This is a genomic window from Streptomyces sp. CRCS-T-1 (assembly GCF_024442335.1).
Lineage (GTDB): Bacteria > Actinomycetota > Actinomycetes > Streptomycetales > Streptomycetaceae > Streptomyces > Streptomyces koelreuteriae.
In genome coordinates this window covers 1,325,979-1,350,452 of record NZ_CP101651.1, presented here as the reverse complement: position 1 = coordinate 1,350,452, position 24,474 = coordinate 1,325,979, and the positions used below count along the sequence as shown (strand labels likewise).

Annotated in this window: 22 protein-coding genes; 19 read left to right on the top strand and 3 right to left on the bottom strand. The window is 72.6% G+C overall.

Translation table 11 applies throughout. The annotated features are described in order from the left end of the window. Window positions 1–86: 86 nt before the first annotated feature. Window positions 87–1,427: an allantoinase AllB gene (gene allB / locus NNW99_RS06005; protein WP_215117655.1), complete on the top strand. Its 1,341-nt coding sequence runs from the start codon at window positions 87–89 to the stop codon at window positions 1,425–1,427. Window positions 1,428–1,464: 37 nt separating this feature from the next. Continuing rightward, a complete protein-coding gene (gene alc / locus NNW99_RS06000; RefSeq protein ID WP_215117654.1) occupies window positions 1,465–2,580 on the top strand; it encodes an allantoicase in 1,116 nt (371 codons plus the stop codon). A gap of 67 nt (window positions 2,581–2,647) precedes the next feature. On the opposite strand, the gene NNW99_RS05995 is transcribed toward alc, so the two are convergent. Next, a complete protein-coding gene (locus tag NNW99_RS05995) occupies window positions 2,648–3,415 on the bottom strand; it encodes an SDR family oxidoreductase (protein WP_215117653.1) in 768 nt (255 codons plus the stop codon). A gap of 167 nt (window positions 3,416–3,582) precedes the next feature. Here NNW99_RS05995 and NNW99_RS05990 point away from each other — a divergent pair, with 167 nt between their 5' ends. Next, window positions 3,583–4,209, top strand: coding sequence for a dihydrofolate reductase family protein (locus tag NNW99_RS05990; RefSeq protein ID WP_215117652.1), 627 nt, complete (start codon window positions 3,583–3,585; stop codon window positions 4,207–4,209). 107 nt (window positions 4,210–4,316) lie between these two features. Beyond that, window positions 4,317–4,712, top strand: a complete 396-nt coding sequence (locus tag NNW99_RS05985; RefSeq protein WP_215117651.1) for a ribonuclease domain-containing protein — start codon at window positions 4,317–4,319, stop codon at window positions 4,710–4,712. A 47-nt stretch (window positions 4,713–4,759) separates the two neighbouring features. Here the strand turns inward: NNW99_RS05985 and NNW99_RS05980 are convergent, their stop codons facing one another. After that, complete coding sequence (locus NNW99_RS05980; RefSeq protein ID WP_215117650.1) at window positions 4,760–4,960, bottom strand: hypothetical protein; 201 nt, start codon at window positions 4,958–4,960, stop codon at window positions 4,760–4,762. A 170-nt stretch (window positions 4,961–5,130) separates the two neighbouring features. Here NNW99_RS05980 and NNW99_RS05975 point away from each other — a divergent pair, with 170 nt between their 5' ends. From NNW99_RS05975 to NNW99_RS05965, 3 genes are all read left to right on the top strand, one after another. Then, window positions 5,131–6,414: a histidine kinase gene (locus NNW99_RS05975; RefSeq protein WP_370869116.1), complete on the top strand. Its 1,284-nt coding sequence runs from the start codon at window positions 5,131–5,133 to the stop codon at window positions 6,412–6,414. 422 nt (window positions 6,415–6,836) lie between these two features. Beyond that, window positions 6,837–7,640 (top strand): hypothetical protein, encoded by an 804-nt coding sequence (locus NNW99_RS05970; protein WP_215124171.1) that lies wholly within the window; start codon window positions 6,837–6,839, stop codon window positions 7,638–7,640. Window positions 7,641–7,653: 13 nt separating this feature from the next. Continuing rightward, entirely contained in the window at window positions 7,654–8,334 is a 681-nt protein-coding gene (locus tag NNW99_RS05965) for a response regulator transcription factor (RefSeq protein WP_215117649.1), read from the top strand. A 36-nt stretch (window positions 8,335–8,370) separates the two neighbouring features. On the opposite strand, the gene NNW99_RS05960 is transcribed toward NNW99_RS05965, so the two are convergent. Continuing rightward, window positions 8,371–9,393 carry a Gfo/Idh/MocA family oxidoreductase gene (locus NNW99_RS05960; protein WP_215117648.1) on the bottom strand — a complete coding sequence of 341 codons (1,023 nt, stop codon included), beginning with the start codon at window positions 9,391–9,393 and terminating at the stop codon, window positions 8,371–8,373. Between the two features lie 128 nt (window positions 9,394–9,521). Here NNW99_RS05960 and NNW99_RS05955 point away from each other — a divergent pair, with 128 nt between their 5' ends. The 12 genes from NNW99_RS05955 (at window position 9,522) to phzG (ending at window position 24,457) form a co-directional block, all read left to right on the top strand. Next, complete coding sequence (locus NNW99_RS05955; protein ID WP_215124170.1) at window positions 9,522–10,259, top strand: GntR family transcriptional regulator; 738 nt, start codon at window positions 9,522–9,524, stop codon at window positions 10,257–10,259. 159 nt (window positions 10,260–10,418) lie between these two features. Beyond that, entirely contained in the window at window positions 10,419–11,567 is a 1,149-nt protein-coding gene (locus tag NNW99_RS05950; protein ID WP_215117647.1) for an ROK family glucokinase, read from the top strand. Beyond that, entirely contained in the window at window positions 11,564–12,145 is a 582-nt protein-coding gene (locus tag NNW99_RS05945) for a sugar kinase (protein ID WP_215117646.1), read from the top strand. The genes NNW99_RS05950 and NNW99_RS05945 overlap by 4 nt, the downstream gene beginning before the upstream one ends. Window positions 12,146–12,282: 137 nt before the next feature. Beyond that, window positions 12,283–15,153 carry a DEAD/DEAH box helicase gene (locus NNW99_RS05940; protein ID WP_215117645.1) on the top strand — a complete coding sequence of 957 codons (2,871 nt, stop codon included), beginning with the start codon at window positions 12,283–12,285 and terminating at the stop codon, window positions 15,151–15,153. Continuing rightward, a complete protein-coding gene (locus NNW99_RS05935; RefSeq protein ID WP_215117644.1) occupies window positions 15,150–17,438 on the top strand; it encodes an SWIM zinc finger family protein in 2,289 nt (762 codons plus the stop codon). The genes NNW99_RS05940 and NNW99_RS05935 overlap by 4 nt, the downstream gene beginning before the upstream one ends. A gap of 418 nt (window positions 17,439–17,856) precedes the next feature. Then, window positions 17,857–18,909: a ParB/RepB/Spo0J family partition protein gene (locus NNW99_RS05930; protein ID WP_215117643.1), complete on the top strand. Its 1,053-nt coding sequence runs from the start codon at window positions 17,857–17,859 to the stop codon at window positions 18,907–18,909. Between the two features lie 165 nt (window positions 18,910–19,074). Beyond that, window positions 19,075–19,698 (top strand): hypothetical protein, encoded by a 624-nt coding sequence (locus tag NNW99_RS05925; RefSeq protein WP_215117642.1) that lies wholly within the window; start codon window positions 19,075–19,077, stop codon window positions 19,696–19,698. Between the two features lie 77 nt (window positions 19,699–19,775). Continuing rightward, window positions 19,776–20,984 (top strand): 3-deoxy-7-phosphoheptulonate synthase, encoded by a 1,209-nt coding sequence (locus tag NNW99_RS05920; RefSeq protein WP_215117641.1) that lies wholly within the window; start codon window positions 19,776–19,778, stop codon window positions 20,982–20,984. Continuing rightward, window positions 20,972–21,595: an isochorismatase family protein gene (locus NNW99_RS05915; RefSeq protein WP_215117640.1), complete on the top strand. Its 624-nt coding sequence runs from the start codon at window positions 20,972–20,974 to the stop codon at window positions 21,593–21,595. Before NNW99_RS05920 ends, NNW99_RS05915 begins: the two co-directional genes overlap by 13 nt. Further along, on the top strand, window positions 21,592–23,496 hold the full coding sequence (locus tag NNW99_RS05910; protein ID WP_215117639.1) for an anthranilate synthase family protein: 1,905 nt from the start codon (window positions 21,592–21,594) through the stop codon (window positions 23,494–23,496). Before NNW99_RS05915 ends, NNW99_RS05910 begins: the two co-directional genes overlap by 4 nt. Then, window positions 23,493–23,840 (top strand): YdhR family protein, encoded by a 348-nt coding sequence (locus tag NNW99_RS05905; RefSeq protein WP_215117638.1) that lies wholly within the window; start codon window positions 23,493–23,495, stop codon window positions 23,838–23,840. The genes NNW99_RS05910 and NNW99_RS05905 overlap by 4 nt, the downstream gene beginning before the upstream one ends. Then, window positions 23,837–24,457 carry a phenazine biosynthesis FMN-dependent oxidase PhzG gene (gene phzG, locus NNW99_RS05900; protein ID WP_251057718.1) on the top strand — a complete coding sequence of 207 codons (621 nt, stop codon included), beginning with the start codon at window positions 23,837–23,839 and terminating at the stop codon, window positions 24,455–24,457. The genes NNW99_RS05905 and phzG overlap by 4 nt, the downstream gene beginning before the upstream one ends. The last annotated feature ends 17 nt before the right edge of the window (window positions 24,458–24,474 follow it).

The following is a 24,474-nucleotide window of genomic DNA, read 5'->3' as shown; positions in this document are numbered from 1 at the left end:
ACTGGCATGGAAGAGGGAGTGAGACTCCTTCAACAGAAAGTTGAATTCCGGTAGGTGGAAGTAACAGGTGGAAGTAAGGGGTTCGGGTGTCCGACGCTGAACTGGTGCTCCGCTCGACGCGTGTCATCACTCCCGAGGGGACGCGCGCCGCGTCCGTCGCGGTCGCCGACGGCACGATCACGGCCGTCCTGCCCTACGACGCGCCCGTACCGGAGGGCGCCCGCCTGGAGGACCTGGGTGACCACGTCCTGCTGCCCGGCCTGGTCGACACCCATGTGCATGTGAACGACCCCGGCCGCACCGAGTGGGAGGGCTTCTGGACCGCCACCCGCGCCGCGGCGGCCGGTGGCATCACGACCCTCGTCGACATGCCCCTCAACTCCCTCCCGCCGACCACGACCGTCGCGCACCTGCGCACCAAGCAGCGGGTCGCCGCCGACAAGGCGCACATCGACGTCGGCTTCTGGGGCGGCGCCCTGCCCGACAACGTCAAGGACCTCCGCCCGCTGCACGAGGCCGGCGTCTTCGGCTTCAAGGCGTTCCTGTCGCCGTCCGGCGTGGACGAGTTCCCGCACCTCGACCGCGACCCGCTCGCCCGCGCCATGGCCGAGATCGCCGCCCTCGACGGACTGCTCATCGTGCACGCCGAGGACCCCCACCTCCTCGCCACCGCCCCGCAGCAGCCCGGCCCCCGGTACTCCGACTTCCTCGCCTCCCGCCCCCGGGACGCCGAGGACACCGCCATCGCCCAGCTCATCCGCGAGGCGAAGGCCCTCCACGCGCGCGTGCACATCCTGCACCTGTCCTCCAGCGACGCCCTGCCGATGATCGCCGAGGCGAAGGCGGAGGGCGTCCGCGTCACCGTGGAGACCTGCCCCCACTACCTGACCCTCACCGCCGAGGAAGTCCCCGACGGCGCCAGCGAGTTCAAGTGCTGCCCGCCGATCCGCGAGTCCGCCAACCAGGACCTGCTCTGGCAGGCGCTCGCCGACGGCACCATCGACTGCGTCGTCACCGACCACTCCCCGTCCACCGCCGACCTCAAGACGGACGACTTCGCGACCGCGTGGGGCGGCATCTCCGGGCTCCAGCTCAGCCTGGCGGCGATGTGGACGGAGGCCCGCCGGCGCGGCCACGGTCTGGAGGACGTGGTCCGCTGGATGTCCGCCCGCACCTCCGAACTGGTCGGGCTCGACACCCGCAAGGGCGCCATCGCGGTCGGCCGCGACGCCGACTTCGCCGTCCTCGCACCCGACGAGACCTTCACCGTCGACCCGGCGGCCCTCCAGCACCGCAACCACGTCACGGCGTACTCGGGGAAGACCCTCCACGGCGTCGTGAAGTCCACCTGGCTGCGCGGACAGCGCATCGTCGCGGACGGCGAGTTCACCGAACCGAAGGGGCAGCTCCTCACCCGAACCGACTGAGTCCCCTCCCAGACCTCGAAAGGCAGATCTGATCACCGTGACGGCGACCCCGAGCTTCACCGGCGACGCGAACCCCTACGGAGGCGGCGACCCTTACGCGGACTACCGCATCGCCGACTTCCCCTTCACCCAGTACGCCAATCTCGCCGACCGGCGCCTCGGGGCCGGTGTCCTCGCCGCCAACGACGAGTTCTTCGCCCAGCGCGAGAACCTCCTGGTGCCCGAGCCCGCCGAGTTCGACCCCGAGCACTTCGGGCACAAGGGCAAGATCATGGACGGCTGGGAGACGCGGCGGCGGCGCGGTGCCTCCGCCGGTCACCCGTGGCCGACGGCCGAGGACCACGACTGGGCCCTGGTGCGTCTCGGCGCGCCCGGGGTGATCCGCGGGATCGTCGTCGACACGGCCCACTTCCGCGGCAACTACCCGCAGGCGGTGTCCGTCGAGGGCGCCTCGGTGCCGGGCTCCCCCTCGCCGGAGGAACTCCTCGGGGACGACGTGAAGTGGACGACCCTGGTCCCGCGCACCCCGGTCGGCGGCCACGCGGCGAACGGTTTCTCCGTCGAGGCCGAGCAGCGCTTCACCCATCTGCGGGTGAACCAGCACCCCGACGGCGGCATCGCCCGCCTGCGCGTGTACGGCGAGGTCGTCCCGGACCCCGAGTGGCTTCAGACCCTTGGCACCTTCGACGTCGTCGCCCTGGAGAACGGCGGCCGGGCGGAGGACGCCTCCAACCTCTTCTACTCGCCCGCCTCCAACACCATCCAGCCGGGCCGCTCCCGCAAGATGGACGACGGCTGGGAGACCCGGCGCCGCCGCGACCAGGGCAACGACTGGATCCGCTACCGGCTGGCCGCCCAGGCGCGGATCCGCGCCCTGGAGATCGACACCGCCTATCTCAAGGGCAACAGCGCCGGCTGGGCGTGCGTGTCGGTCAGGGACGGCGAGGACGGCGAGTGGCGCGAGATCCTGCCGCGCACCCGCCTCCAGCCCGACACCAACCACCGCTTCGTCCTCCCGGAGCCGGCCGTCGGCACGCACGCGCGCGTGGACATCTACCCCGACGGCGGCATCTCCCGGCTGCGGCTGTTCGGCTCCCTGACGGAAGACGGCGCGAGGCGCCTCGCGGCACGTCACCAGGAGCTGGGCGGCTGAGCCGAACCCGACCCATGGGGCGCACCGGCCTGACAGCACCGGTGCGCCCCATGTACGTGTACCTGCCTCAGGCCGCGTGCCCGCCGTCCACGGCGAACTCCGCACCGGTCACATACGTCGCCCCCGCGAGGTAGGCGACCATCGACGCCACCTCGTCCGCCGTCCCGTACCGCCCCAGCGCGGTCATCGCCGCCTGGCCCTGTGCGTACGGACCGTCCGCCGGATTCATGTCCGTGTTGATCGGGCCGGGGAGGACCAGGTTCGCCGTGATCCCGCGCCCGCCCAGCTCCCTGGCCAAGGCTTTCGTCAGACCGGCCAGGGCCGCCTTGCTCATCGCGTAGAGCGTCCCGCCGGGCCCCGGCACGCGGTGTGCCATGCAACTGCCGATCGTGATGATCCGCCCGCCCTCGTGCAGCCACGCGGCGGCCGCCCGGGACGCCAGGAAGACACCTCGTACGTTGATGTCGAGGACCCGGTCGACGTCCTCCAGGGACAGCGTCTCCAGCGGCCCGAGAACCCCCACGCCCGCGTTGTTCACCAGGATGTCGAGGCCGCCCAGCGCCTCGGCCGCCGAGGCCACCACACCAGCGGCCTCGGCGGCGTCCGCCGCATCCGCCCGCAGCGCCACCGACCGGCGCCCCAGCGCCGACACGGCCCGTACGACCTCCTCGGCCGCCTCCTTGCCGTGCACATAGCCGACGGCCACGTCCGCGCCCTCTTGGGCCAGCCGCAGCGCCGTAGCTGCGCCGATGCCACGGCTCCCGCCGGTCACGAGAGCGGCCTTGCCGTGCAGAGCCTTCTGAACAGTCGCCTGAGAAGTTCCTTGTGAAGTCATGTCTCCATCCCAGCGGCCGCCCCACGGCGACGCTGGCGGCGAACGGACATCGAAGTCCCCGGCCGGACGCACGCGTGGCGTACGGTCCAGCGATGAGTTGCGGGTGCCTGCGGGGTCTGAACCCATGACAACGGACCCTCATCGTTCCGGAAAGGCAGGCACCCGCCATGGGCAAGCTCGTCTCCACCCTCTTCGTCACGCTCGACGGCGTCTACCAGGCCCCCGGCGGGCCGAAGGAGGACACCCGCGGGGACTTCCCCCACGGCGGCTGGAGCTTCTGGTACGCCGACGAGGACTTCGGCCGGTTCGTCACCGACGTCTTCGCCCGCCCGGCCGCCTTCCTGCTCGGCCGCCGTACCTACGACATCTTCTCCTCGTACTGGCCCAAGATGACCGACCCGGACGACCCGGTCGCCTCGAAGCTCAACTCACTGCCGAAGTACGTGCCTTCCTCGACCCTGAAGGATCCCGACTGGGCGGGCACCACCGTGCTCTCCGGGGACCTCGGCCAGGAGGTCACCGACCTGAAGGAGCGCACCGACGGCGAGATCCAGGTGCACGGCAGCGGCGCCCTCGTCCGCTCCCTGCTCTCGCTCGACCTCGTCGACACCCTCCACCTGCTGACCTTCCCGGTCGTGCTCGGCACCGGCTTCCGGCTGTTCCCGGAGGGCGCCGTACCGACCGCGTTCCGGCACCGGGGAGGGAGCGTCTCCGGCGCGGGCGTCTCGATGCAGACGTACGACCTGGCGGGCCGCCCGGAGTACGGCGAGTACAAACTGCCGGAGGACGCGTAGCCGCTTCACTCCAAAGGGTTAACTTCCCGCAAACTCATGGGACTTGACGGGAAAATCTCCGCGCTTGACATTGACATGCCACTGTCTACGCGCGTCATCATGAGCACATGAATTTCCCCCCACGCGCCTCGCGGCTCGGCGCAGCAGCCGCCCTCGTATCCGCTCTCCTCATCGGCGGGACCGTCTCCGCCACCACGGCCGACGCGGCCCCCACCGCCGTCGGTGACATCTGCTACAGCAAACTGCCGTCCCAGGCCCACGACACCCTCGACCTGATCGAGCAGGGCGGCCCCTACCCGTACGAGCAGGACGGCACCGTCTTCCAGAACCGGGAGGGCATCCTGCCCCAGCAGTCGACCGGGTACTACCACGAGTACACGGTCAAGACCCCCGGCTCCTCCAACCGCGGTGCGCGGCGCATCGTCACCGGTGAGGAGAACCAGGAGGACTACTACACGGCCGACCACTACGAGTCGTTCGACCTGGTCGACTACGGCTGCTGAACCGGCGGCCACTTCGGTGAACACCGGCCGGAAGTCCGCCCGGACGCTCAGACGGACTTCCGGCTCCCGGCCGCCGCGAACAGGGCCACGCCCAGCACGAGCAGGGTGACGCTCGCGTAGATCTCGTAGCCGTCGAGGAACCCCAGCCGTTGCACGAGCCCCCAGTCCCAGTCGGTGAACTCGTGCACCAGGCCCGCCACGCCCTGGACGAGGGCGAGGAAGCCGAGAATCTCCAGTACCTGCTTCATGCCACGAGCCTCGCCCCGCGGACCCCCCACACGCGTCGGCCGCGGGGCGCGCATCCGGTGACGGAAGTCCCTGTCCTGGCCCGGCCGCCCGTATCGAAAGTCTCGGGTGTGACGACTTTCGTCGACGATCCCGCCCGGGAAGCGGTCGAACCCCGCCGGGCTGCGTAGATTTGTCGACCGTGAGTCGTGACAACGCGGGGCAGTCGGCCCCGGTGCTGCCGGGGGAGACACCCTCGCTGTTCACCGGGCCCAGATGGTTCATCCCCTCCGCCCTGCTGCGCGAACTCGACCCGGACACCGAACGGGACGGGCGCCGGCCCCGGCGCACCGCGCGCGACTGGGTCGTCGACTTCTGCTGCTTCCTGCTCGCCGTGCTGGTCGGGATGATCGCCATGGAGGCGCTCGTCGAGAACCCCCACGTCCCGGCGGGGCTGGCCGTCGTCGACCAGATGATCGGCGCGCTGGCCTGCGCGGCGGTCTGGCTGCGCCGCCGCTGGCCGCTGGGTCTCGCCGTGGCGCTGACCCCCGTCACCTTCGTCTCGGACACCGCGGGCGGGGCGGGCGTGATCGCCCTGTTCACCCTCGCTGTGCACCGCCCCTTCCGGTACGTGGCCTGGGTGGGCGGCGTCAACGTGTCGCTGGTCCCGCTGTTCTACTGGCTGCGCCCCGACGCGGACATCTCCTACCCGGTGAGCGTGGTCTTCGCCGTGCTGCTCACGGTGGCGATCGTCGGCTGGGGCATGTTCGTACGGGCCAAGCGGCAGTTGCTGGTGAGCCTCAGGGACCGTGCCCGGCGGGCCGAGACGGAGGCGCGGCTGCGGGCCGAGCAGGCGCAGCGGCTTGCCCGCGAGGCCATCGCGCGGGAGATGCACGACGTACTCGCCCACCGGCTGACGCTGCTGAGCGTGCACGCGGGCGCCCTGGAGTTCCGGCCCGACGCGCCCCCGGCACAGACCGCGCGGGCGGCGGGTGTGATCCGGGAGAGCGCGCACGAGGCCCTCCAGGACCTGCGGGAGATCATCGGCGTGCTGCGGGCGGGCGAGCCCGACGACACGGGCAGACCGCAGCCGACCCTCGGGGCGCTGGACACGCTGGTCGCCGAGTCCCGCCAGGCCGGAATGAAGGTCTCCCTGGACCAGCGCGTCGGCGACCCCGCCGCCGTCCCGTCCTCCGTCGGCCGCACCGCCTACCGCATCGCCCAGGAGGGCCTGACCAACGCCCGCAAGCACGCGCCCGGCACGGAGGTCACGGTGTCCGTCACCGGCGCCCCGGGCGACGGCCTCACCGTCTCCGTCCACAACCCGCCCCCCGAGGGCGAGGTGCCCCCCGTCCCCGGCTCCGGCCAGGGCCTGATCGGCCTGACGGAACGGGCGACCCTGGCGGGCGGCCGCCTCGCGCACGGGCCCACGCCGGAGGGCGGGTTCGAGGTACGGGCATGGCTGCCCTGGGGGTGACGGGCCCGGCTCGTCCGCCCGTGCGCGGCCCCATGACCCCTCCCGCCGCCGCCAGTTGACTTGACTGCGGAGATGGCTGATGTTGGTGCCGCCTTCAGCGCCGCGAGTAACGGAAGGAACACCACGTGAGTTTCGGGGGACCCGCCAACCCGTACCAGCCGCCCGGGCCACCGGCCGGGGGACCGTACCCGCCGCCTCCGGCCCCGGGCCCCTACGTACCGCCCCAGCCGGGCCCGGCACCGTACGGCTACCCGCAGCCACAGCCGTATCCCCATCCCTATCCGTACGCCCACCCGCATCCCCACCCGTATCCGCCGCAGCCTCACCCGGGGCCCGGGCCGGGGCAGGGCGGTGTGCGCGTCGGTGAATGGCCCTCGCTGCGCCAGCTGTTGCGGCAGGGACGGTCGAACACCTCCGGCTGCATGTGGCTGGTGCTGCTCGCCCCGTGCACCTGGTTCGCGTTCCTGCCGCTCGTGGTCGGCTACTCGTTCGCGCGCTCGGCCCGCAACCGGGCCCACCGGCTCTTCCCGCGGCACGGGCACCGGGCCGTCGACGACGGGCAGGTCACGCGTGTGCAGAAGGTACGGGCCTGGACCGCGGCCGCCATGTCCCTGATGCTGCTCGCCGTCTACGGCAAACCCGAGGACGTCGCCGAAGCCCAGCAGCAGTACATGATGCGGCTGGCGGTCACCCCGCCGCTGCTGCTCCTGAGCGCGCCCGTCGTGATCGCGCTGCTCTTCCGCTGGGCGTCGGCGGAGCGACGGTCGGCGATGCGCGCCAGTGTGCGGGCCGCCCTGCGGTCGGCCGGGTGGTACGTCGGCGCCGTGACGGCCCTCCCGCTGCTCGGCGGGGCGATCATCCTGCTCGGCCGGAACAGGTCGCCCTCCGCCGGGGTGTCGGAACCCACTCCCTGGCTGATCCTCGCGGCGGCCCTGCCCCTGGTCTGGCTCCTGTTCTTCATCGGCTTCGCCACCGGCCCGGCCATCCGCACCGGTTTCAACACCGCGACCGTGCACGCGGCGCTCCCCGCCCTGCTGACCGGCACCCTGGTATGGGAGTTCACGGTCATCAGCCTGGTCGCGGGCGGTCTGCCGCCCGGCCCGCCGCTGATCCAGGCCCTCGCCGTCATCGGCGGCCCCGCCTCGGTGACGGCGGTGGTCTGGTGGGAGATCCGCCGCCTGCGCACCCTGTTCGGCGTGACCCTGCGCGCCGAGCCGCGGCCGTGATTACGTAACGCCCATGACTGCGATCAGACTTCTCCTCGTCGACGACGATCCGCTGGTGCGGGCCGGGCTGTCCTTCATGATGGGCGGCGCCGACGACATCGAGATCGTCGGAGAGGCCGCCGACGGCGGCGAGGTGGAGGAACTCGTCGACCGCACCCGCCCGGACGTCGTGCTCATGGACATCCGGATGCCGACGGTGGACGGTCTCACGGCCACGGAACGGCTGCGCGCCCGCCAGGACGCCCCGCAAGTGGTGGTGCTCACCACCTTCCACGCCGACGAACAGGTGCTGCGGGCGCTGCGCGTGGGCGCCGCCGGTTTCGTCCTCAAGGACACCCCGCCCACCGAGATCCTCGCGGCGGTACGCCGGGTCGCGGCCGGCGACCCGGTCCTGTCGCCCACCGTCACCCGCCAGCTCATGCGGCACGCGGTCGGCACCGCCGCCGACACGCGCCGCGCACGCGCGCGTGCCCGCATGGCCGTCCTCAACGACCGCGAGCGCGAGGTCGCCGTGGCGGTCGGCCGGGGCCTGGCCAACGCCGAGATCGCCACCGGCCTCTACATGAGCGTCGCCACCGTCAAGACCCACGTCTCCCGCGTCCTGGCCAAGCTCGACCTCAACAACCGGGTGCAGATCGCGCTGCTGGCGTACGACGCGGGGCTCCTGGAGGAGGAGGAACACGAGGGGCACTGACCCCCGGCGCCCGGTCGTCCTCGTACGGGTCCGCCGTCACGCGAACGTCTGGGCCGCCCCGCCGGGGATCTCCGCCAGCCGCACCGCCCTGCGCTCCCGGCGCGACAGCTCGCACGCCTCGGCGATCCGCAGGGCCTGCAGCGCCTCGCGCCCGTCGCAGGGGTTGGCCCGCTCGCCCCGGACGACCTCGACGAACGCGTTCAGCTCCGCCTCGTAGGCCGGGCCGAAGCGCTCCAGGAAGCCCGTCCAGGGCTTGTCGGCGGCCGGCGGCCCGGTCGGTTCGGTGGACGCGATCGGCGTACGGTCGTCCAGGCCGACCACGATCTGGTCCAGCTCCCCGGCGAGCTCCATGCGCACGTCGTAGCCGGCCCCGTTCATCCGGGAGCCGGTGATCGTGGCGAGCATGCCGTCGTCGAGGGTGAGCAGCGCGGCGGCGGTGTCGACGTCGCCGGCCTCACGGAACATCGCCGGCCCCGCGTCGGACCCGGCCGCGTACACATCGGTCACCTCCCGGCCCGTCACCCAGCGCAGTACGTCGAAGTCGTGGATCAGGGTGTCCCGGTACAGCCCGCCCGACAGCGGCAGCCAGTCGGCGCGCGGCGGCGACTGGTCACTGGTCAGCGCCCGGACGGTGTGCAGCCGCCCCAGCCTGCCGGACCGCACGGCCTCGCGGGCGCCCGTGTAGCCCGTGTCGAAGCGGCGCTGGAAGCCCATCTGAAGGACCGTTCCGACCGTCTCGACCTCGGCGATCGCGCTCAGGGTGCCCGGCAGGTCCAGCGCGATGGGCTTCTCGCAGAACACCGGCAGGCCCGAGCGTGCTGCCCGACCGATCAGTTCGGCGTGGGCCGACGTGTTCGTCGTGATCACCACGGCGTCGACCCCCCAGCGGAAGATCTCCTCCACGCCGGGCGCCGCCGTCTCACCCAGCCGGTGTGCCAGGTCCTGGGCCCGTGTGGGGTCCGCGTCCGTGAGGATCAAGGACCCGACGTCACGGTGCCGGCTGAGCGTGTTCGCGTGGATCGTGCCGATGCGGCCCGTCCCGATGACCCCGATGCGCATGAAAACAAAGTGCGTGCACAGCCCGCCCCTGTCAATCTGTTTGTCCGGACAATCTGACTACACAACTTCCCGTCAACAACGCACGGAGCTACGCTCGGCCCGTGCCGAAACCAGAAGTGGACCCGACCGTGCAGCTCGAGCTGAGCGTGGACCGCAGCTCTCCCGTGCCGTTGTACTTCCAGCTGTCCCAGCAGCTGGAGGCAGCGATCGAGCACGGCACGCTGACCCCCGGCAGCCTGCTGGGCAACGAGATCGAGCTCGCGGCCCGGCTCGGCCTGTCCCGGCCGACCGTCCGCCAGGCCATCCAGTCGCTCGTCGACAAGGGCCTCCTCGTACGCCGCCGCGGCGTGGGCACCCAGGTCGTCCACAGCCAGGTCAAGCGCCCGCTGGAGCTGAGCAGCCTCTACGACGACCTGGAGGCGGCGGGCCAGCGCCCGGCCACGAAGGTCCTGGTCAACACGGTGGAGCCCGCCTCCGCCGAGGTCGCCGCCGCACTCGGTGTCGCCGAGGACAGCGACGTCCACCGCGTCGAACGCCTGCGCCTCGCCCACGGCGAGCCCATGGCCTACCTCTGCAACTTCCTGCCCCCCGGCCTCATCGCCCTCGACACCGACCAGCTGGAGACCACCGGCCTCTACCGCCTGATGCGCGCCGCCGGCATCACCCTCCACAGCGCCCGCCAGTCCATCGGCGCCCGATCGGCGACAGCACCGGAGGCCAAGCGACTCGCGGAGCAGGCGGGGGCCCCGCTGCTGACCATGCAGCGCGTCACGTTCGACGACACGGGCCGAGCAGTGGAATACGGCACACACACCTACCGCCCGACGCGCTATTCGTTCGAGTTCCAGCTTCTTGTGAGGACTTGAGGGGGGCGCGTTTCCTGGGGGCGCGGGGCTGTGCCGATGTGCGGCTCCGCCGCGTGGGCGCGACCAGCCCACGACGCGCCCGCACCCGGCAATGATCCGCACCACCCCGCCCCTGCCCCGCTCCGCACACACCCCCACGGTGAGGCAGAATCGGGCCCGATGAGCACCTACCGCGACTTCACCGCCCCCATCGGCTCCCGCCGTGCCACCGTGCTCCGCACGGTCGGCACCCGGGAGCGCCGCTCACACCTGTCGGCACCCCGCGTGCCGACGGTCGGCATCGACATCGGCGGTACGAAGGTGATGGCGGGCGTCGTGGACGCCGACGGCAACATCCTGGAGAAGCTCCGCACGGAGACCCCGGACAAGTCCAAGAGCCCCAAGGTCGTCGAGGACACCATCGCCGAGCTGGTCCTGGACCTCTCCGACCGGCACGACGTGCACGCCGTCGGCATCGGCGCGGCCGGCTGGGTCGACGCCGACCGCAACCGCGTGCTGTTCGCCCCCCACCTGTCCTGGCGCAACGAACCGCTGCGCGACCGGCTGGCCGAGCGGCTCGCCGTGCCCGTCCTGGTCGACAACGACGCCAACAGCGCCGCCTGGGCCGAGTGGCGCTTCGGCGCCGGGCGCGGCGAGGACCACCTCGTCATGATCACGCTCGGCACCGGCATCGGCGGCGCGATCCTGGAGGACGGCCAGGTCAAGCGCGGCAAGTACGGCGTCGCCGGTGAGTTCGGCCATATGCAGGTCGTGCCCGGCGGGCACCGCTGCCCGTGCGGCAACCGCGGCTGCTGGGAGCAGTACAGCTCGGGAAACGCCCTGGTCCGCGAGGCACGTGAGCTGGCCGCCGCCGACTCGCCGGTGGCGTACGGGATCATCGAGCACGTCAAGGGCAACATCTCCGAGATCAGCGGCCCGATGATCACCGAGCTGGCCCGTGAGGGCGACGCCATGTGCATCGAGCTGCTCCAGGACATCGGCCAGTGGCTCGGCGTCGGCATCGCCAACCTCGCGGCCGCCCTCGACCCCTCCTGCTTCGTGATCGGCGGCGGTGTCTCGGCCGCCGACGACCTGCTGATCGGCCCCGCGCGGGACGCCTTCCGCCGGCATCTGACGGGCCGCGGCTACCGCCCCGAGGCCCGTATCACCCGGGCCCAGCTCGGCCCCGAGGCCGGCATGGTCGGCGCGGCCGACCTGGCCCGGCTGGTCGCCCGCCGCTTCCGCCGCGCCAAGCGCCGCCGGGTGGAGCGGTTCGAGCGCTACGAGCGGTACGCGCAGGCCCGCCGCAGTACCCAGGAGACGCCGTGACCGCTTCGCTGCCCCACCAGGGCCCCTGGACCGACGAGCCGGAGCGCCCGGTCGAGGACCGCCGCCACATGATCCGCCGCAGGGCGCTCACCCTGCTGATCATCGTGCTGCTCATCGGCATCCCGGCCGGCTATCTGGTGATCTCCGCCAACCAGAGCCGGGACAGCGGCAAGGACAAGGAGGCGAAGTACTCGGCGACCGGCCTCACCGAGGGCTGGCCCTCCAAGCTCCAGCGCCGGATCTACCAGGTGCCCGTCCCGCACCCGGCCTGGCACGTGGCGTACTACGAGACCAACAACTGGAAGACCAGCCGCCTGTACGCCCAGTTCGAGACCAACGCGGCCGGGCTGGACGCCTATCTGACGGGCCTCGGCCTGACCCGGGACGACCTGAAGAAGGGCCACGTCACCATCGGCGCCCGCGACCGGAAGGTCACCGGCTGGAAGTTCGCCGACAACGGCCTGTGGTCGGGCGTCGTCAACCGGCAGAAGAATCCGGCCCCCACGCACGACGTGGTGGTGGACATGTCCAACCCGGCCTACCCCTGGGTGTTCGTGGTCTCCCGGACCGTGCCCTGACCCGAGCCGAGTCGCGTTCTCCCGGATCGTGGCGCGGCCCCGGCGGGCCGGTGCGGCCGCCGGGGCCGATTGTCAGACCCCGCCCGTAGAGTCGGAGACGACTGATCCGACACGCGGGACGGGAGGTGGCAGAACGTATGGGCGACACGGCCGCGGTGGCCGAGCGGGCGGGGGAGCCGACGGTCCCCGTCCGGCTCCCGGCCGTCTTCCTGCCCGCGCCCCTCCCGCGCGACGGACGGATCGCCTTCTGGGACCCCGAGGGCGAGCCCCTGCGCACCGGGGACGCGCAGGACACCGAGGACGCCGCGGCCACCGAGCTGACCGTCGTACGACGGCACGGCGCGGGCGTGCGGCGGCGGACCACCTCAGCGCTGTCCCTCCCGCTGGACGCGGCCCTGCCGCTCCTGGTGCGCGCCCGGCACGACCCCGCGGCCCACCCCGCCACCGCCTGCTGGGGCGCCGCCGCCCTGCACGCCCTGCGGCTGACCGCGCGCGGCCGCCTGCTGCCCGGCCTGACCGCCGCGGGACACGACGCCTGGCGGGCCGGCCCCCTCGACCCCGACGACATCGCGCACCTGCGCGCCGTGGCCGCCGCCCTGCCGTACGAGGGGCACGCCGTCCCGTTGCCTGGCCCGGGCCCGATCCGCCTCCCCGAACCGGAAGCGCTGGTGCGCGCCTTCCTCGACGCGGTCGCCGACACCCTGCCCCGCACCCCGGCCGCGCCCCACACCTCCGGCAGGCCCTTCGCGGCCCGGGAGGCCCAGCGCCTGCCCGACGCCCACGACTGGGCCGCCGAGGTCGCCGCCGGCATGGACGCCGGGGTGCGCATCTCGCTCCGCCTGGACCTGTCGGCGTACGACCTGTTCGACGACGCCTCCGACAGCGGCGTACGCAGCGCCGGCGCGGCGATCGTCCAGGTGCACAGCCTCGCCGACCCCACCCTCGTGGCCGACGCGGCGGCCCTCTGGGCGGGCGCCGCCGCCGAAGCCTTCGGCCCCCGCGCGCGCGTGGACGCGGCTCTGGCGGTCCGCCGGGCGGCCCGGGTCTGGCCCCCGCTCGACCGGCTCTCCGAGCAGGACGTGCCCGACGTGCTGGCTCTGACGGAGGACGAGCTGAACGACCTCCTCGGCATCGCGGCCACCCGGCTCGCCGCGGCCGGGGTCGCCGTGCACTGGCCGAGGGACCTCGCCCAGGACCTGTCCGCCACCGCGGTCGTCCACGCGGCCCCCGGCTCTGCGAAGGACGGCACCGGCTTCTTCGAGAGCGAGGAGCTGCTCAGGTTCGGCTGGCAGCTGGCGATCGGCGGCGACCCGCTCACCGACGCGGAGATGGACGCCCTCGCCGAGGCCCACCGCCCGGTCGTCCGCCTGCGCGACCAGTGGGTGCTGGTCGACCCCGCCCTGGTCCGCAAGGCCCGCAAACGCGACCTGGGCCTGCTCGACCCGGTCGACGCGCTGTCCGTCGCCCTCACGGGCACGGCCGACGTGGACGGCGAGACGGTCGAGGCCGTCCCGGTCGGCGCCCTGGCCGCCCTGCGCGACCGCCTGACCAGGGGGATCCACCCGGCCGAACCCCCGCCGGGCCTGCACGCGACCCTCCGCGACTACCAGCTCCGGGGCCTGGCCTGGCTGGAGCTGATGACCTCGCTCGGCCTCGGCGGCTGCCTCGCCGACGACATGGGCCTCGGCAAGACCGTCACCCTCATCGCCCTGCATCTGAAGCGGGCCCGCTCCGAGCCGACCCTGGTGGTCTGCCCGGCCTCGCTGCTGGGCAACTGGCAGCGGGAGATCAACCGCTTCGCGCCCGGTGTCCCCGTGCGCCGCTTCCACGGCCCGGACCGCAGCCTGGCCGGCCTCGACGGCGGCTTCGTCCTCACCACCTACGGCACCATGCGCTCGGCGGCCCCCGCCCTGGCCGAGCGGGCCTGGGGCATGGTCGTCGCCGACGAGGCGCAGCATGTGAAGAACCCCTACTCGGCCACGGCCAAGGCGCTGCGCACGATCCCGTCCCCCGCGCGCGTGGCCCTCACCGGCACACCCGTCGAGAACAACCTCTCGGAGCTGTGGGCGCTGCTCGACTGGACGACACCGGGCCTCCTCGGCCCCCTGAAGTCCTTCCGCGCCCGGCACGCCCGGGCCGTCGAGACCGGTGAGGACGAGCAGGCGGTGGAGCGCCTGGCCCGGCTGGTCCGCCCCTTCCTCCTGCGCCGGAAGAAGTCCGACCCGGGCATCGTCCCCGAGCTGCCGCCCAAGACCGAGACCGACCACCCGGTCCCGCTCACCCGGGAACAGGCCGCGCTGTACGAGGCGGTGGTCCGCGAGTCGATGCTCGCCATCGAGACCTCCGAGGGCATGGCCCGCCGGGGCCTGGTGCTGAAGCTCCTGACGTCGCTGAAGCAGATCTGCGACCACCCCGCGCTGTATCTGAAGGAGGACGCCGCGCCGCAGCACACCCGGCCCGGCGGCGACCGGCTCGCCCACCGTTCCGGCAAACTCGCCCTGCTGGACGAGCTGCTGGACACGCTGCTCGCCGAGGACGGCTCCGCCCTCGTCTTCACCCAGTACGTGGGGATGGCCCGTCTGATCACCGCTCACCTGGCCACCCGGGCGGTCCCGGTCGACCTCCTCCACGGCGGCACACCGGTCCCGGAGCGGGAGCGCATGGTGGACCGTTTCCAGGCCGGCTCGACCCCCGTCCTGGTCCTGTCCCTGAAGGCCGCGGGCACCGGCCTCAACCTCACCCGCGCCGGCCATGTCGTCCACTTCGACCGCTGGTGGAACCCGGCCGTCGAGGAACAGGCCACCGACCGCGCCTACCGCATCGGCCAGACCCAGCCCGTCCAGGTCCACCGCCTCATCACCGAGGGCACCGTCGAGGACCGCATCGCCGAGATGCTCCAGGCCAAGCGCGCCCTGGCCGACGCCGTCCTCGGCTCCGGCGAGTCGGCCCTCACCGAACTGACGGACCGCGAGCTGTCCGACCTGGTCTCCCTGCGGAGGACGCCATGACCCACAGCGGAGCCGACGAGGCCCGCCGGGCCCTGCGGGCGGCCCGGGAGCAGTCGACCCGCGACCCGGACCCGGGCTCCTCCGCTCCCCGCCCGGCACCGGCACCGGCACCGGCCCCGTCCCCCGCGCCCGCCGACCAGGAGACCGCCCGACCGGGAGACGTGGCCCGCGCGGCCCTGCGCAGGGCTGTGTCCGAGCGTCGCGGGGGCGACGGGGGCGAGACGGGCGCCCCGGGTGACGTGCCCGCGACCGAGGACGCCGATGCCGCTGTGGCCGGGGTACCGGGTGGGTCGTCGGATCACGGTGGCGGCAGCGGTGCCCCCGGCGGAAGCACCGAGGGTGACGGCGGCAGAGTTCGGCCGGGGGAGGTTCCGTCCGGCAGGCCTTCCGAGGACGAGAGCGTGAGCGCGCCCGCCGACGTGCCGGGCGGCCCCCTTGACGACACTCCCGGCAGCGGCCCCGAGCAGCCGGGTCCGCGTGCAGGCGATGTCGCCCGTGAGGCGCTGCGCGCGGCTCGGGACGACGCCCGGCGGGCGCGGGAGGAGACCGAGCGCGAAGGGGTCGGCCGCAGGCGCCGGGCCGCCCGGCAGAGCGCCGCGCAGCAGCGGCCGGGTCCTGAGCGACGGGCGGGCGAGCACACCGCCGGTGGGGGAGCGCGTGACGTACGGCAGTTGCTGGGCGACCTCTTCCGGATGCCCCCGGAGACGGACGAGCCGACCGAGGAGTCCGACGAACCGCGCCCCGGGCGCTCGCCTCACCACAGGGCCGACGCGCCGCACAGCCTGGCGACCCCTGAGGCGTCGGGCCTTGGTGGGTCGGCTTCTGAGGCGCCGGCGCTCGACAGGTCGGCCTCTGACCCGTCGGGGGGCGACGTATCAGCCCCGGACAGGCCGGCCCTCGACACGCCCACCCTCGACACCCCGCCCTCCGACCACCCCCCGACCTCCAACCCCTGGCCCACCCCGCCCCCAACTCCCCGAACAGCGGCACCCCCTCGCGCCACGCCCCGTAAGCCCCGCTCCATGGCCGCCCCCAGCCGTGACAGCGAACTCCGCCGCACCTTCCCGGCCTTCCCGCCCCGGGAGCCCGACGGCCAGGGATTCGCCGGGAGTTGGTGGGGCAACGCGTGGGTCGAGGCCCTGGAGCAGGGCGCGCTGGACGCCAAGCGGCTGGAGCGTGGGCGGGGTTACGCGGGGCAGGGGCATGTCGACGCCATCACCGTGACGCCCGGACAGGTGCTGGCCTACGTGCAGGGCAGCCGCCCACGCCCGTACCGCGTCCAGGTGCGGCTGCGCACGCTCGACGAGGCCGACTGGGAGCGGTTCCTGGACGCTGCCGTCGACCGGCCCGGGCATATCGCGGCCCTCCTCGACAAGGAGATGCCCCAGTCCCTCGCGGAGTGCGGTGTGCCCCTGCTGCCGGGCCCCGGCGATCTGGAACCGCAGTGCAGCTGCCCCGACCGGGGGCACCCCTGCAAGCACGCCGCCGCCCTCTGCTATCAGACCGCCCGGCTGCTCGACGCGGACCCCTTCGTCCTGCTCCTGCTGCGCGGACGCGGCGAACGGGACCTGCTCGACGCGCTGTCCCGGCTGAGCGCCACCCGTGCGGCGCGTGCCGCGCAGGACAAGGAACCGGCACCTCTCCCCGGCGTGCGGGCCGTTGACGCGCTGGCACCGCGCGCCCTCCCGCCCCTGCCGGCGCCGCCGCGCACCCCCGCGCACCCTGAGCAGCCCCCGGCCTACCCGGCGTCCCCCGGCGGCCCGGACCCCTTCGCGCTGGACCAACTGGCCACGGACGCCGCCGCCCGCGCGCACGCCCTGCTCGCCACCGGCCGTGATCCGGTGGGGCAGTTGACCCTCTGGCAGGACGCGGTCCGCCTGGCCGCGGCCCGCCCCGGCTCGGGACTCACGGCGGGCACCCGGGCGCTCTACTCCTCCCTCGCCTCCGCGGCGGGCCGTACGCCGTCCGAGCTGGCCCGCGCGGTCGCCGCCTGGCGCCAGGGCGGGCCGGAGGGCCTCGCCGTACTGGAGGAGCCGTGGGACCCGCCGGCCGGCCGGTTCGACCGGGCCCGCCCGCTCCTCCTCGCCGCCGACCTGCCCGCCTTCCGCCCCGGACGCAACCACCTCACCCACCCCCACGGTCACCTCCAGCTCCGCCTGGGCCGCGACGGCCTGTGGTACGCCTACGAGTCCGAGCCGGGCCACGACGACTGGTGGCCGAGAGGCACCCCCGACCTGGACCCGGTGGGCGCGCTGACGGGCCTCGGTATTCCCGGCGATCTCTGAAGGGTGACGGGCCGACTTCCCGGTCGTTTCGGCGGAAGGGAAAGAGCCCCGTTCCGTTTCCGCTTGGACCCGTGGCGGAACCGATCAGAATGGCCGGAGGAGAGGCGGCCCCGATCCGGAACTCCCGGTTCGCATTCCGCTTGACGCCCGGCCGCGCTTCCCCAATCCCTCGCATCGTTCGGCCCGGAGATCCCTGAGGTCAAGGTCTTGCAATGGCTCGATCCACCTGCAAGATTGTTCGGGTCGGTTCACGACATTGCGTCACGGGGGAAAATCGATGTTCTTCGACTTTACGATTGCCGGTCCTGGTTCTTCCTGCCTTCGTCCCGTGGTTCGCCGCGCTGTCTGAAGTCATCCGCCGCCGGATGCGTCGCACGACAGGTGCCGAGCCCACAGGAAGTCGGTAGGGGGAAGATCGATGAACCACATCTCTGCATCAGCAGAGAAGCCGATACCACGCCCATCACCTCGCCACGATCCGTTCAACGGTGAACTCTTATCGGAGATCACCCGCATACCGGTGCGCCACATACGAGTGGCGGGTTCTCCCCGTACGGGCGGGGAGGACACCCGGCACATCGCCGCGCTCGCCGAAGTGTGCGCCGAACTGCCGCCGATCGTGATCCACCACGAGACCATGACCGTCATCGACGGTGTGCACCGGCTCAGGGCGGTTGAGCAGAGCGGTGCCACACACATCAGCGCCGTCTTCTTCAAGGGCGACGAAAGCCAAGCCTTCGTGCTCGCCGTGAAGTTGAACAGCAGACATGGAATGCCGCTCTCCCTCGCCGAGCGCAAGAACGCGGCCCTCCGCATGCTCGCGGACTTCCCGGAGTGGTCCAACCGGAGGCTGGCCGAGGTCGCAGGCCTGTCGGACAAGACCATCGCCGCGCTCAGGCGGCGGTCGGGTGCGGAAAATCCGCACCCGGCCCCCGTGCGACTGGGACGCGACGGCGTGGCCTATCCCGCCGTGGCGGCAGAGGGCCGCACCCGTGCGCTCGCGCTCCTCGCGGTGAGGCCCGACGCGACCGCCCGGGAGGTCTCGCTCGCCGCAGGCGTCTCGCTCACCACGGCGAAGGACCTGCGCCGGCGGGCGCGTGCCGCCGTCGTACCAGGGGCAACCACGACGCGGCCGCACGAGGCGCCGCCGGGCGGCCGGGGATCCGGAGGGCCCGGGACCGTGCAGCGCGCTCGGGCGCACCCGGGCGTCGTGGACCAGTCCCTGACGGTCCGACGGCTGGCCGCCGACCCTTCGCTCCGCTTCACCGAGGCGGGACGCAAGCTGCTGCGGATCCTCGACGTCTCCGCCGTGCAACCGCACGACTGGACGACGATGGCGAGCAGCCTGCCGATCCACTGCGCGCCGGCGATCGCCGAACTGGCGCGGCATCACGCCGAGGCCTGGCAGCTCCTCGCGGAAGAATTGACGGAACGAATCAATTCCCAGAGCGCTACGGCACAGAAGAAATAGCGCACCAAGTCCTCCTGATTTTGGAGGCGTTGACAGTGCTACTTCCGGACTGTTGTATGACACTCATCAACGCGGGCGGGATGGCAATTGCGGCCGGGCGGAGGGGCCGGCGCCGCACATGCATTGCATAGGACCTGATGCCATCTCAAGTCTTGGGGGGAATGAATGAGCATAATCAAGCACGCGCTGCCGCTCGCTGCCGCGGGAATTGTCCTGACGGCCGGCAGCATCGTCGTCCCTGGCCTCATACAGGCCGAACCGGCGTCCGCAAGCGCGTCGACTCTCACCGGGAATTCCTCGAACACCGCAGTCCAGGCAGGTGCGGAGGCCGCGGACAGGGCCGGTGCGCGGGCGGTCGCCAAGACCCCCGACCAATTGCTGCAGCTCCTGGGCGAGAGGATCAAGGCCAAGGACGTCAAGGGAATCATCGCCCTGCATGAGCCCGAGGCGGCGATCGTCAATTACGACGGGTCGATCATCCGGGGCCACAAGGAAATACGGGCCTTCTACGTCGAGTGGTTCAAGTCCGACCCGGTCCTCACCGTCAACCCGCGCCAGACCGTGCCGGCCGGCGGAAAGCGCGGGCTGGACGGCAAGGTACGCAACCGCACGGCGGCCATCATGGGTGACTACCACCTGGAGCAGAACGCGGCGGACGGCACCCGCGAGAGCTTCACCGGCAATTTCTGCGACACCGTGCAGGAGCAGCCGGACGGTACCTGGCTGTACGTCCAGGACAACCCGTACCCGCCGCACGGCGGCCCGGCGCCGACGTCGGCCCACCACTGATCCGATCACCTCGGCGGTCTCATCCGCGATCACCGCACGGACAACGGCGGGCCGGCACGTCGGAGGCTGGAGCAAACGTGAACGTCACCTCGCTCGAAGTGTCACAAACCCCCCTCGCGCAGCAGCAGCCTCAATGGGGCGACCCGTCGCGGGTCGAGCAGGTCCGGGACGTGCTGGCCGCCCTCCCCCCGCTCGTGGAGACCGCGTCGCTGAGCCGGCTGCGGAACCTGCTCGCCGGTGTCGCCGCCGGGCAGGCGCAGGTGGTGCAGGCGGGTGACTGCGCCGAGGATCCCGCGGAGTGCACCGCGGGTGACGTGGAGCGAAAGGCGGGACTCCTCCATGTGCTCGCCGGCGTCATGAACGCGATCACCCACCAGCCGGTGGTGCGGGTGGGCCGCATCGCGGGCCAGTACGCCAAGCCCCGGTCGGCGCCCACCGAGTCGGTGGGCGGCGTCGAGATCCCGGTCTACCGAGGGCACATGGTGAACGGCCCGGAACCGGACCCGGAAGCGCGCCGGCCCGATCCCCGGCGCCTGCTGGCCGGCTACCGGGCGGCGAGCCAGGCCATGGCCAACCTCTGCCCGACGCCGCGGGCACGCGTCGGCCCGGCCGTCTGGACCAGCCACGAGGCACTGCTGCTCGACTACGAGATCCCGATGCTGCGACGGGACCGGGAGGGCCGGGTCGCGCTCACCTCCACGCACTGGCCGTGGATCGGCGAGCGGACCCGCAGGCCCGACGGCGCCCATGTCGCGCTGCTGGCCGATGTGGTCAACCCGGTCGCGTGCAAGGTCGGGCCGCGCATGACGGTCGCCGACCTGCTCGGGTTGTGCGAGCGCCTCGACCCGGGGAGGGAACCGGGGCGGCTCACCCTCATCGCCCGGATGGGCGCCGACGCGACCATGGATCTGCTGCCGCCGTTGGTCCGCGCCGTACGCGCCGCCGGACACCCGGTGATCTGGCTGGTCGACCCCATGCACGGCAACACCGTGACCACGGCCGAGGGACGCAAGACCCGGATCGTGGAGACGATCGTGCGGGAGGTCACGGCCTTTCAGGCCGCCGTGCGCGCGGCCGGCGCGATACCGGGCGGGATCCATCTGGAGACCACCCCGGACCCGGTGACCGAATGCGCCGACACTCCGGGCGGCACCGACCGGATCGGTGACAAGTACACGACCTTGTGCGACCCGCGCCTCAACCCCCGCCAGGCGGTATCGGTGGTGTCGGCCTGGCAGCCGCAGACGACGACGCACTCAGCCGAGGGAGAACCGTGCCGGGCCTAGCCCCGATCCCAGCCTATGCACTGCCGACGGCGGCCGAACTGCCCACCAGCACCGCGCGGTGGACTCCGGACGAGAGCCGCGCGGCGCTGCTCGTGCACGACATGCAGCGCTACTTCCTCGCGCCGTTCCCCGCGCGGGTGCGCGAGCCGCTGGTCCGCCACTGCGCGCAGGTGCGGGAGCGCTGTGCCGCGCTCGGGGTCCCGGTGTTCTACACCGCGCAGCCCGGAAGCATGACGGACGAGCAACGCGGCCTGCTCAAGGACTTCTGGGGCCCGGGCATGCGGGTCGACCCCGCCGACCGGCAGATCGTCACAGAGCTCACGCCCGGGCCGGCGGACCAGGTGCTCACCAAGTGGCGCTACAGCGCGTTCTTCCGCTCGGACCTGCTGGCGCGGATGCGCGCCCAGGGCCGCGACCAGCTCATCGTCTGCGGCGTGTACGCGCACGTCGGTGTGCTGGCGACAGCCCTCGAAGCGTTCACCAACGACATCCAGCCGTTCCTGGTCGCCGACGCCCTCGGTGACTTCTCCGCCGAGTACCACCGGCTGGCCCTCGACTACGCGGCCGCTCGCTGCGCGGTGGTCACCACCACCGAGGAGGTCTTCCGATGAACTCGACGCGGTTGCTCGAGCAGGTGCTGAGCCCCGATCGGGGTGCCTTCGCCCTGCTGCACCGCCCGGACACCCTGGGCCCGGACCGGGTGGAGATCCTGCTGGGCCGGGTCAGCACCCCGGCCCGGCTCGCCGACATCCCCGCGGCCGACCGGAGCGGACGGCCCGGCGAGGCCCGGCACGAGACGCTGGTCCTGGTGCCCCACCAGCAGATCACCGAGCGGGGTTTCGCCGCCGCCGAGGACGGTTCACCGCTGCTCGCGATGGAGGTGACCGACCAGGGGCAGATCAGCACCACCGAGGCGCTCAGGGCCCTGCCGGACGAGCCGATCACCCTGAGCGGCGGGCGGTTCGACACCGACGACGAGGCCTACGCCGACACGGTCCGCGAGGTGCTCGACAACGAGATCGGCACAGGCGAGGGCTCGAACTTCGTCATCAAGCGTTCGTTCGTCACCACCATCACCGGGTATTCCACGCGCAGCGCACTGAGCCTGTTCCGCCGGCTGCTCACCCGGGAGAGCGGCGCCTACTGGACCTTCGTCGTGCACACCGGCACACGCACCTTCGTCGGCGCCACACCCGAGCGCCACGTCAGCCTGCGCGACGGCGTCGCGGCGATGACCCCGATCAGCGGCACCTACCGCTACCCGTCCACCGGGCCGGTCCTGTCGGAGGTCATGGAGTTCCTCACCGACGGCAAGGAGACCGACGAGCTGTACATGGTCCTGGACGAGGAACTGAAGATGATGGCCCGCGTCTGCCGGGGCGGCGGCCGTGTGACCGGGCCGTTCCTGCGGGAGATGGCCTGGCTCGCGCACACCGAGTACGTCATCGAGGGGCGCAGCGACCTCGACCCCCGGGACATCCTGCGGGAGACGATGTTCGCCCCCACCGTGACCGGCAGCCCGCTGGAGAACGCCTGCCGGGTGATCGCCCGCTACGAGCCCCGGGGCCGCGGGTACTACGGGGGCGTCGTCGCCCTCATCGGCCGGGACGCCGACGGGGCTCGCACCCTGGACTCGGCGATCCTCATCCGTACGGCCGACATCCGCGCCTCGGACGCCGGCGACAGCGCTCAGGTCGAGGTCGGAGTGGGCGCGACCCTGGTCCGGCACTCCGAACCCGCCGCCGAGGTCGCCGAGACCCGCACCAAGGCCGCCGGCGTGCTCTCCGCGCTGGGCGCCGACGAGCGGCTCGACGAGCACCCGCTGATCCGCAAGGCGCTGGGGCGGCGCAACGAGACGATCGCGAACTTCTGGCTCAGCGAGACCGCGAAGCGCGCACGGCCCCATCCCGTCCTGGACGGCCGCCGGGCCCTGGTCGTCGACGCCGAGGACACCTTCAGCGCGATGCTGGCCCACCAACTGCGCGCCATCGGCCTGACCGTGGAGCTCGGCGACTTCGACGCGCCACACCGCTTCGACGACCACGACCTCGTCGTGCTGGGCCCCGGACCCGGCGACCCGCGCGAGAGCGACCACCCCAGGATGGCCCATCTCACGGCGGCCATCGAGGAGTTGCTGGGCCGGCGCACCCCCTTCCTGGCCGTGTGCCTGAGCCACCAGTTGCTGTGCCGTCACCTCGGCCTCGAACTGAGGCGCCGGGACGTCCCGAACCAGGGCACCCAGCGCGAGATCGACCTGTTCGGCTCGCGCGAGCGGGTGGGCTTCTACAACTCCTACTCGGCCCGCGCCCGAACCGACCGGCTCCAGCGCCCCGGCGTCGGCGAGGTGAAGGTCGGCCTCGACCCCGTCACCGGCGAGGTGCACGCCCTGCGCGGGCCGCACTTCGGCTCGGTGCAGTTCCACCTCGAATCCGTGCTCACCCAGGACAGCGAGCGCGTCCTGGCCGAACTGCTCGTACCGCTGATGGAGACCGCGGAGGTACTGAACGTATGAAAGCCACCATCTCCTGGTGGGACCTCGCCGGGTCCGACCAGACCATCGACTCCTTACGCGACTATCTGCGTGACGAGGGCGTCGACCCGTGGACGGAGGTCCCCGGACTGCGGCTGAAGGTCTGGATCTCCGACCGCCGGACCAACCGCTGGGGCGCGGTGATGCTGTGGGACACCACGGCCGACCTGACGGTACCGATGCCGCCGAACCGGGCCACCGAGCTCATCGGACACCCGCCGGCCGTGCGGATGATGTCCGACGTCGAGGCCCTCGTCGAAGGCGCCCACTCCGGCCGTCCGGCCGGCCGCGGCCTGGCCTTCGAACCCACGGGGACGTCCTCGTGAGCGCGACGGTCCAGCCGCGGACCACCGAGGAGTTCACCGCCCCGCCCGCCGCACCGATGGACCTGCTCCGGACGTGGTTCGACAGCGCGGTCGCGAACGCCGTCCGCGAGCCGGGCGCGCTCGCGCTGGCCTCCGCCGACGCCCGCGGCCACGCCTCCAACCGGATCGTGCAGGTGCTCGAGGTGCGCACGACGGGTCTGGTGTTCGCCAGCCATTCCGACAGCCGCAAGGGCCGGGACCTGGCCGAGACGGGCTGGGCGTCCGGGGTCTTCTACTGGCGCGAGGCCGGCCGCCAGGTGATCGTGAGCGGCCCGACCCGCCCCCTGCCCGACGAGGAGTCCGACGCCCTGTGGGCCGCCCGGCCCGTCGCCACGCACCCGATGTCCGTGGCGTCCCGCCAGAGCGCCCCGCTGCTGGACGAGGACGCGTTGCGGGAACAGGCCCGGGACCTGGGCCGGGACGGCTCGGCGCTGCCCCGCCCGGACCGCTGGCTGGGCTATCTGCTGGAGCCGGCGTCGGTGGAGTTCTGGCAGGCCGATCCGCAGGACCGGCTGCACATGCGGCTGCGCTACGAGCGCGACGGTTCCGGCTGGCGTACGGGCCGGCTCCAACCCTGACCGCGCCGCGGCCCCTG

Coding starts and splice junctions, on each gene's coding strand:
- NNW99_RS05995 (WP_215117653.1), bottom strand. CDS start 3,415: ATGACTTCACAAGGAACTTCTCAGGCGACTGTTCAGAAGGCTCTGCAC.
- NNW99_RS05990 (WP_215117652.1), top strand. CDS start 3,583: ATGGGCAAGCTCGTCTCCACCCTCTTCGTCACGCTCGACGGCGTCTAC.
- NNW99_RS05985 (WP_215117651.1), top strand. CDS start 4,317: ATGAATTTCCCCCCACGCGCCTCGCGGCTCGGCGCAGCAGCCGCCCTC.
- NNW99_RS05980 (WP_215117650.1), bottom strand. CDS start 4,960: ATGAAGCAGGTACTGGAGATTCTCGGCTTCCTCGCCCTCGTCCAGGGC.
- NNW99_RS05970 (WP_215124171.1), top strand. CDS start 6,837: ATGTGGCTGGTGCTGCTCGCCCCGTGCACCTGGTTCGCGTTCCTGCCG.
- NNW99_RS05965 (WP_215117649.1), top strand. CDS start 7,654: ATGACTGCGATCAGACTTCTCCTCGTCGACGACGATCCGCTGGTGCGG.
- NNW99_RS05960 (WP_215117648.1), bottom strand. CDS start 9,393: ATGCGCATCGGGGTCATCGGGACGGGCCGCATCGGCACGATCCACGCG.
- NNW99_RS05950 (WP_215117647.1), top strand. CDS start 10,419: ATGAGCACCTACCGCGACTTCACCGCCCCCATCGGCTCCCGCCGTGCC.
- NNW99_RS05940 (WP_215117645.1), top strand. CDS start 12,283: ATGGGCGACACGGCCGCGGTGGCCGAGCGGGCGGGGGAGCCGACGGTC.
- NNW99_RS05935 (WP_215117644.1), top strand. CDS start 15,150: ATGACCCACAGCGGAGCCGACGAGGCCCGCCGGGCCCTGCGGGCGGCC.
- NNW99_RS05930 (WP_215117643.1), top strand. CDS start 17,857: ATGAACCACATCTCTGCATCAGCAGAGAAGCCGATACCACGCCCATCA.
- NNW99_RS05925 (WP_215117642.1), top strand. CDS start 19,075: ATGAGCATAATCAAGCACGCGCTGCCGCTCGCTGCCGCGGGAATTGTC.
- NNW99_RS05910 (WP_215117639.1), top strand. CDS start 21,592: ATGAACTCGACGCGGTTGCTCGAGCAGGTGCTGAGCCCCGATCGGGGT.
- NNW99_RS05905 (WP_215117638.1), top strand. CDS start 23,493: ATGAAAGCCACCATCTCCTGGTGGGACCTCGCCGGGTCCGACCAGACC.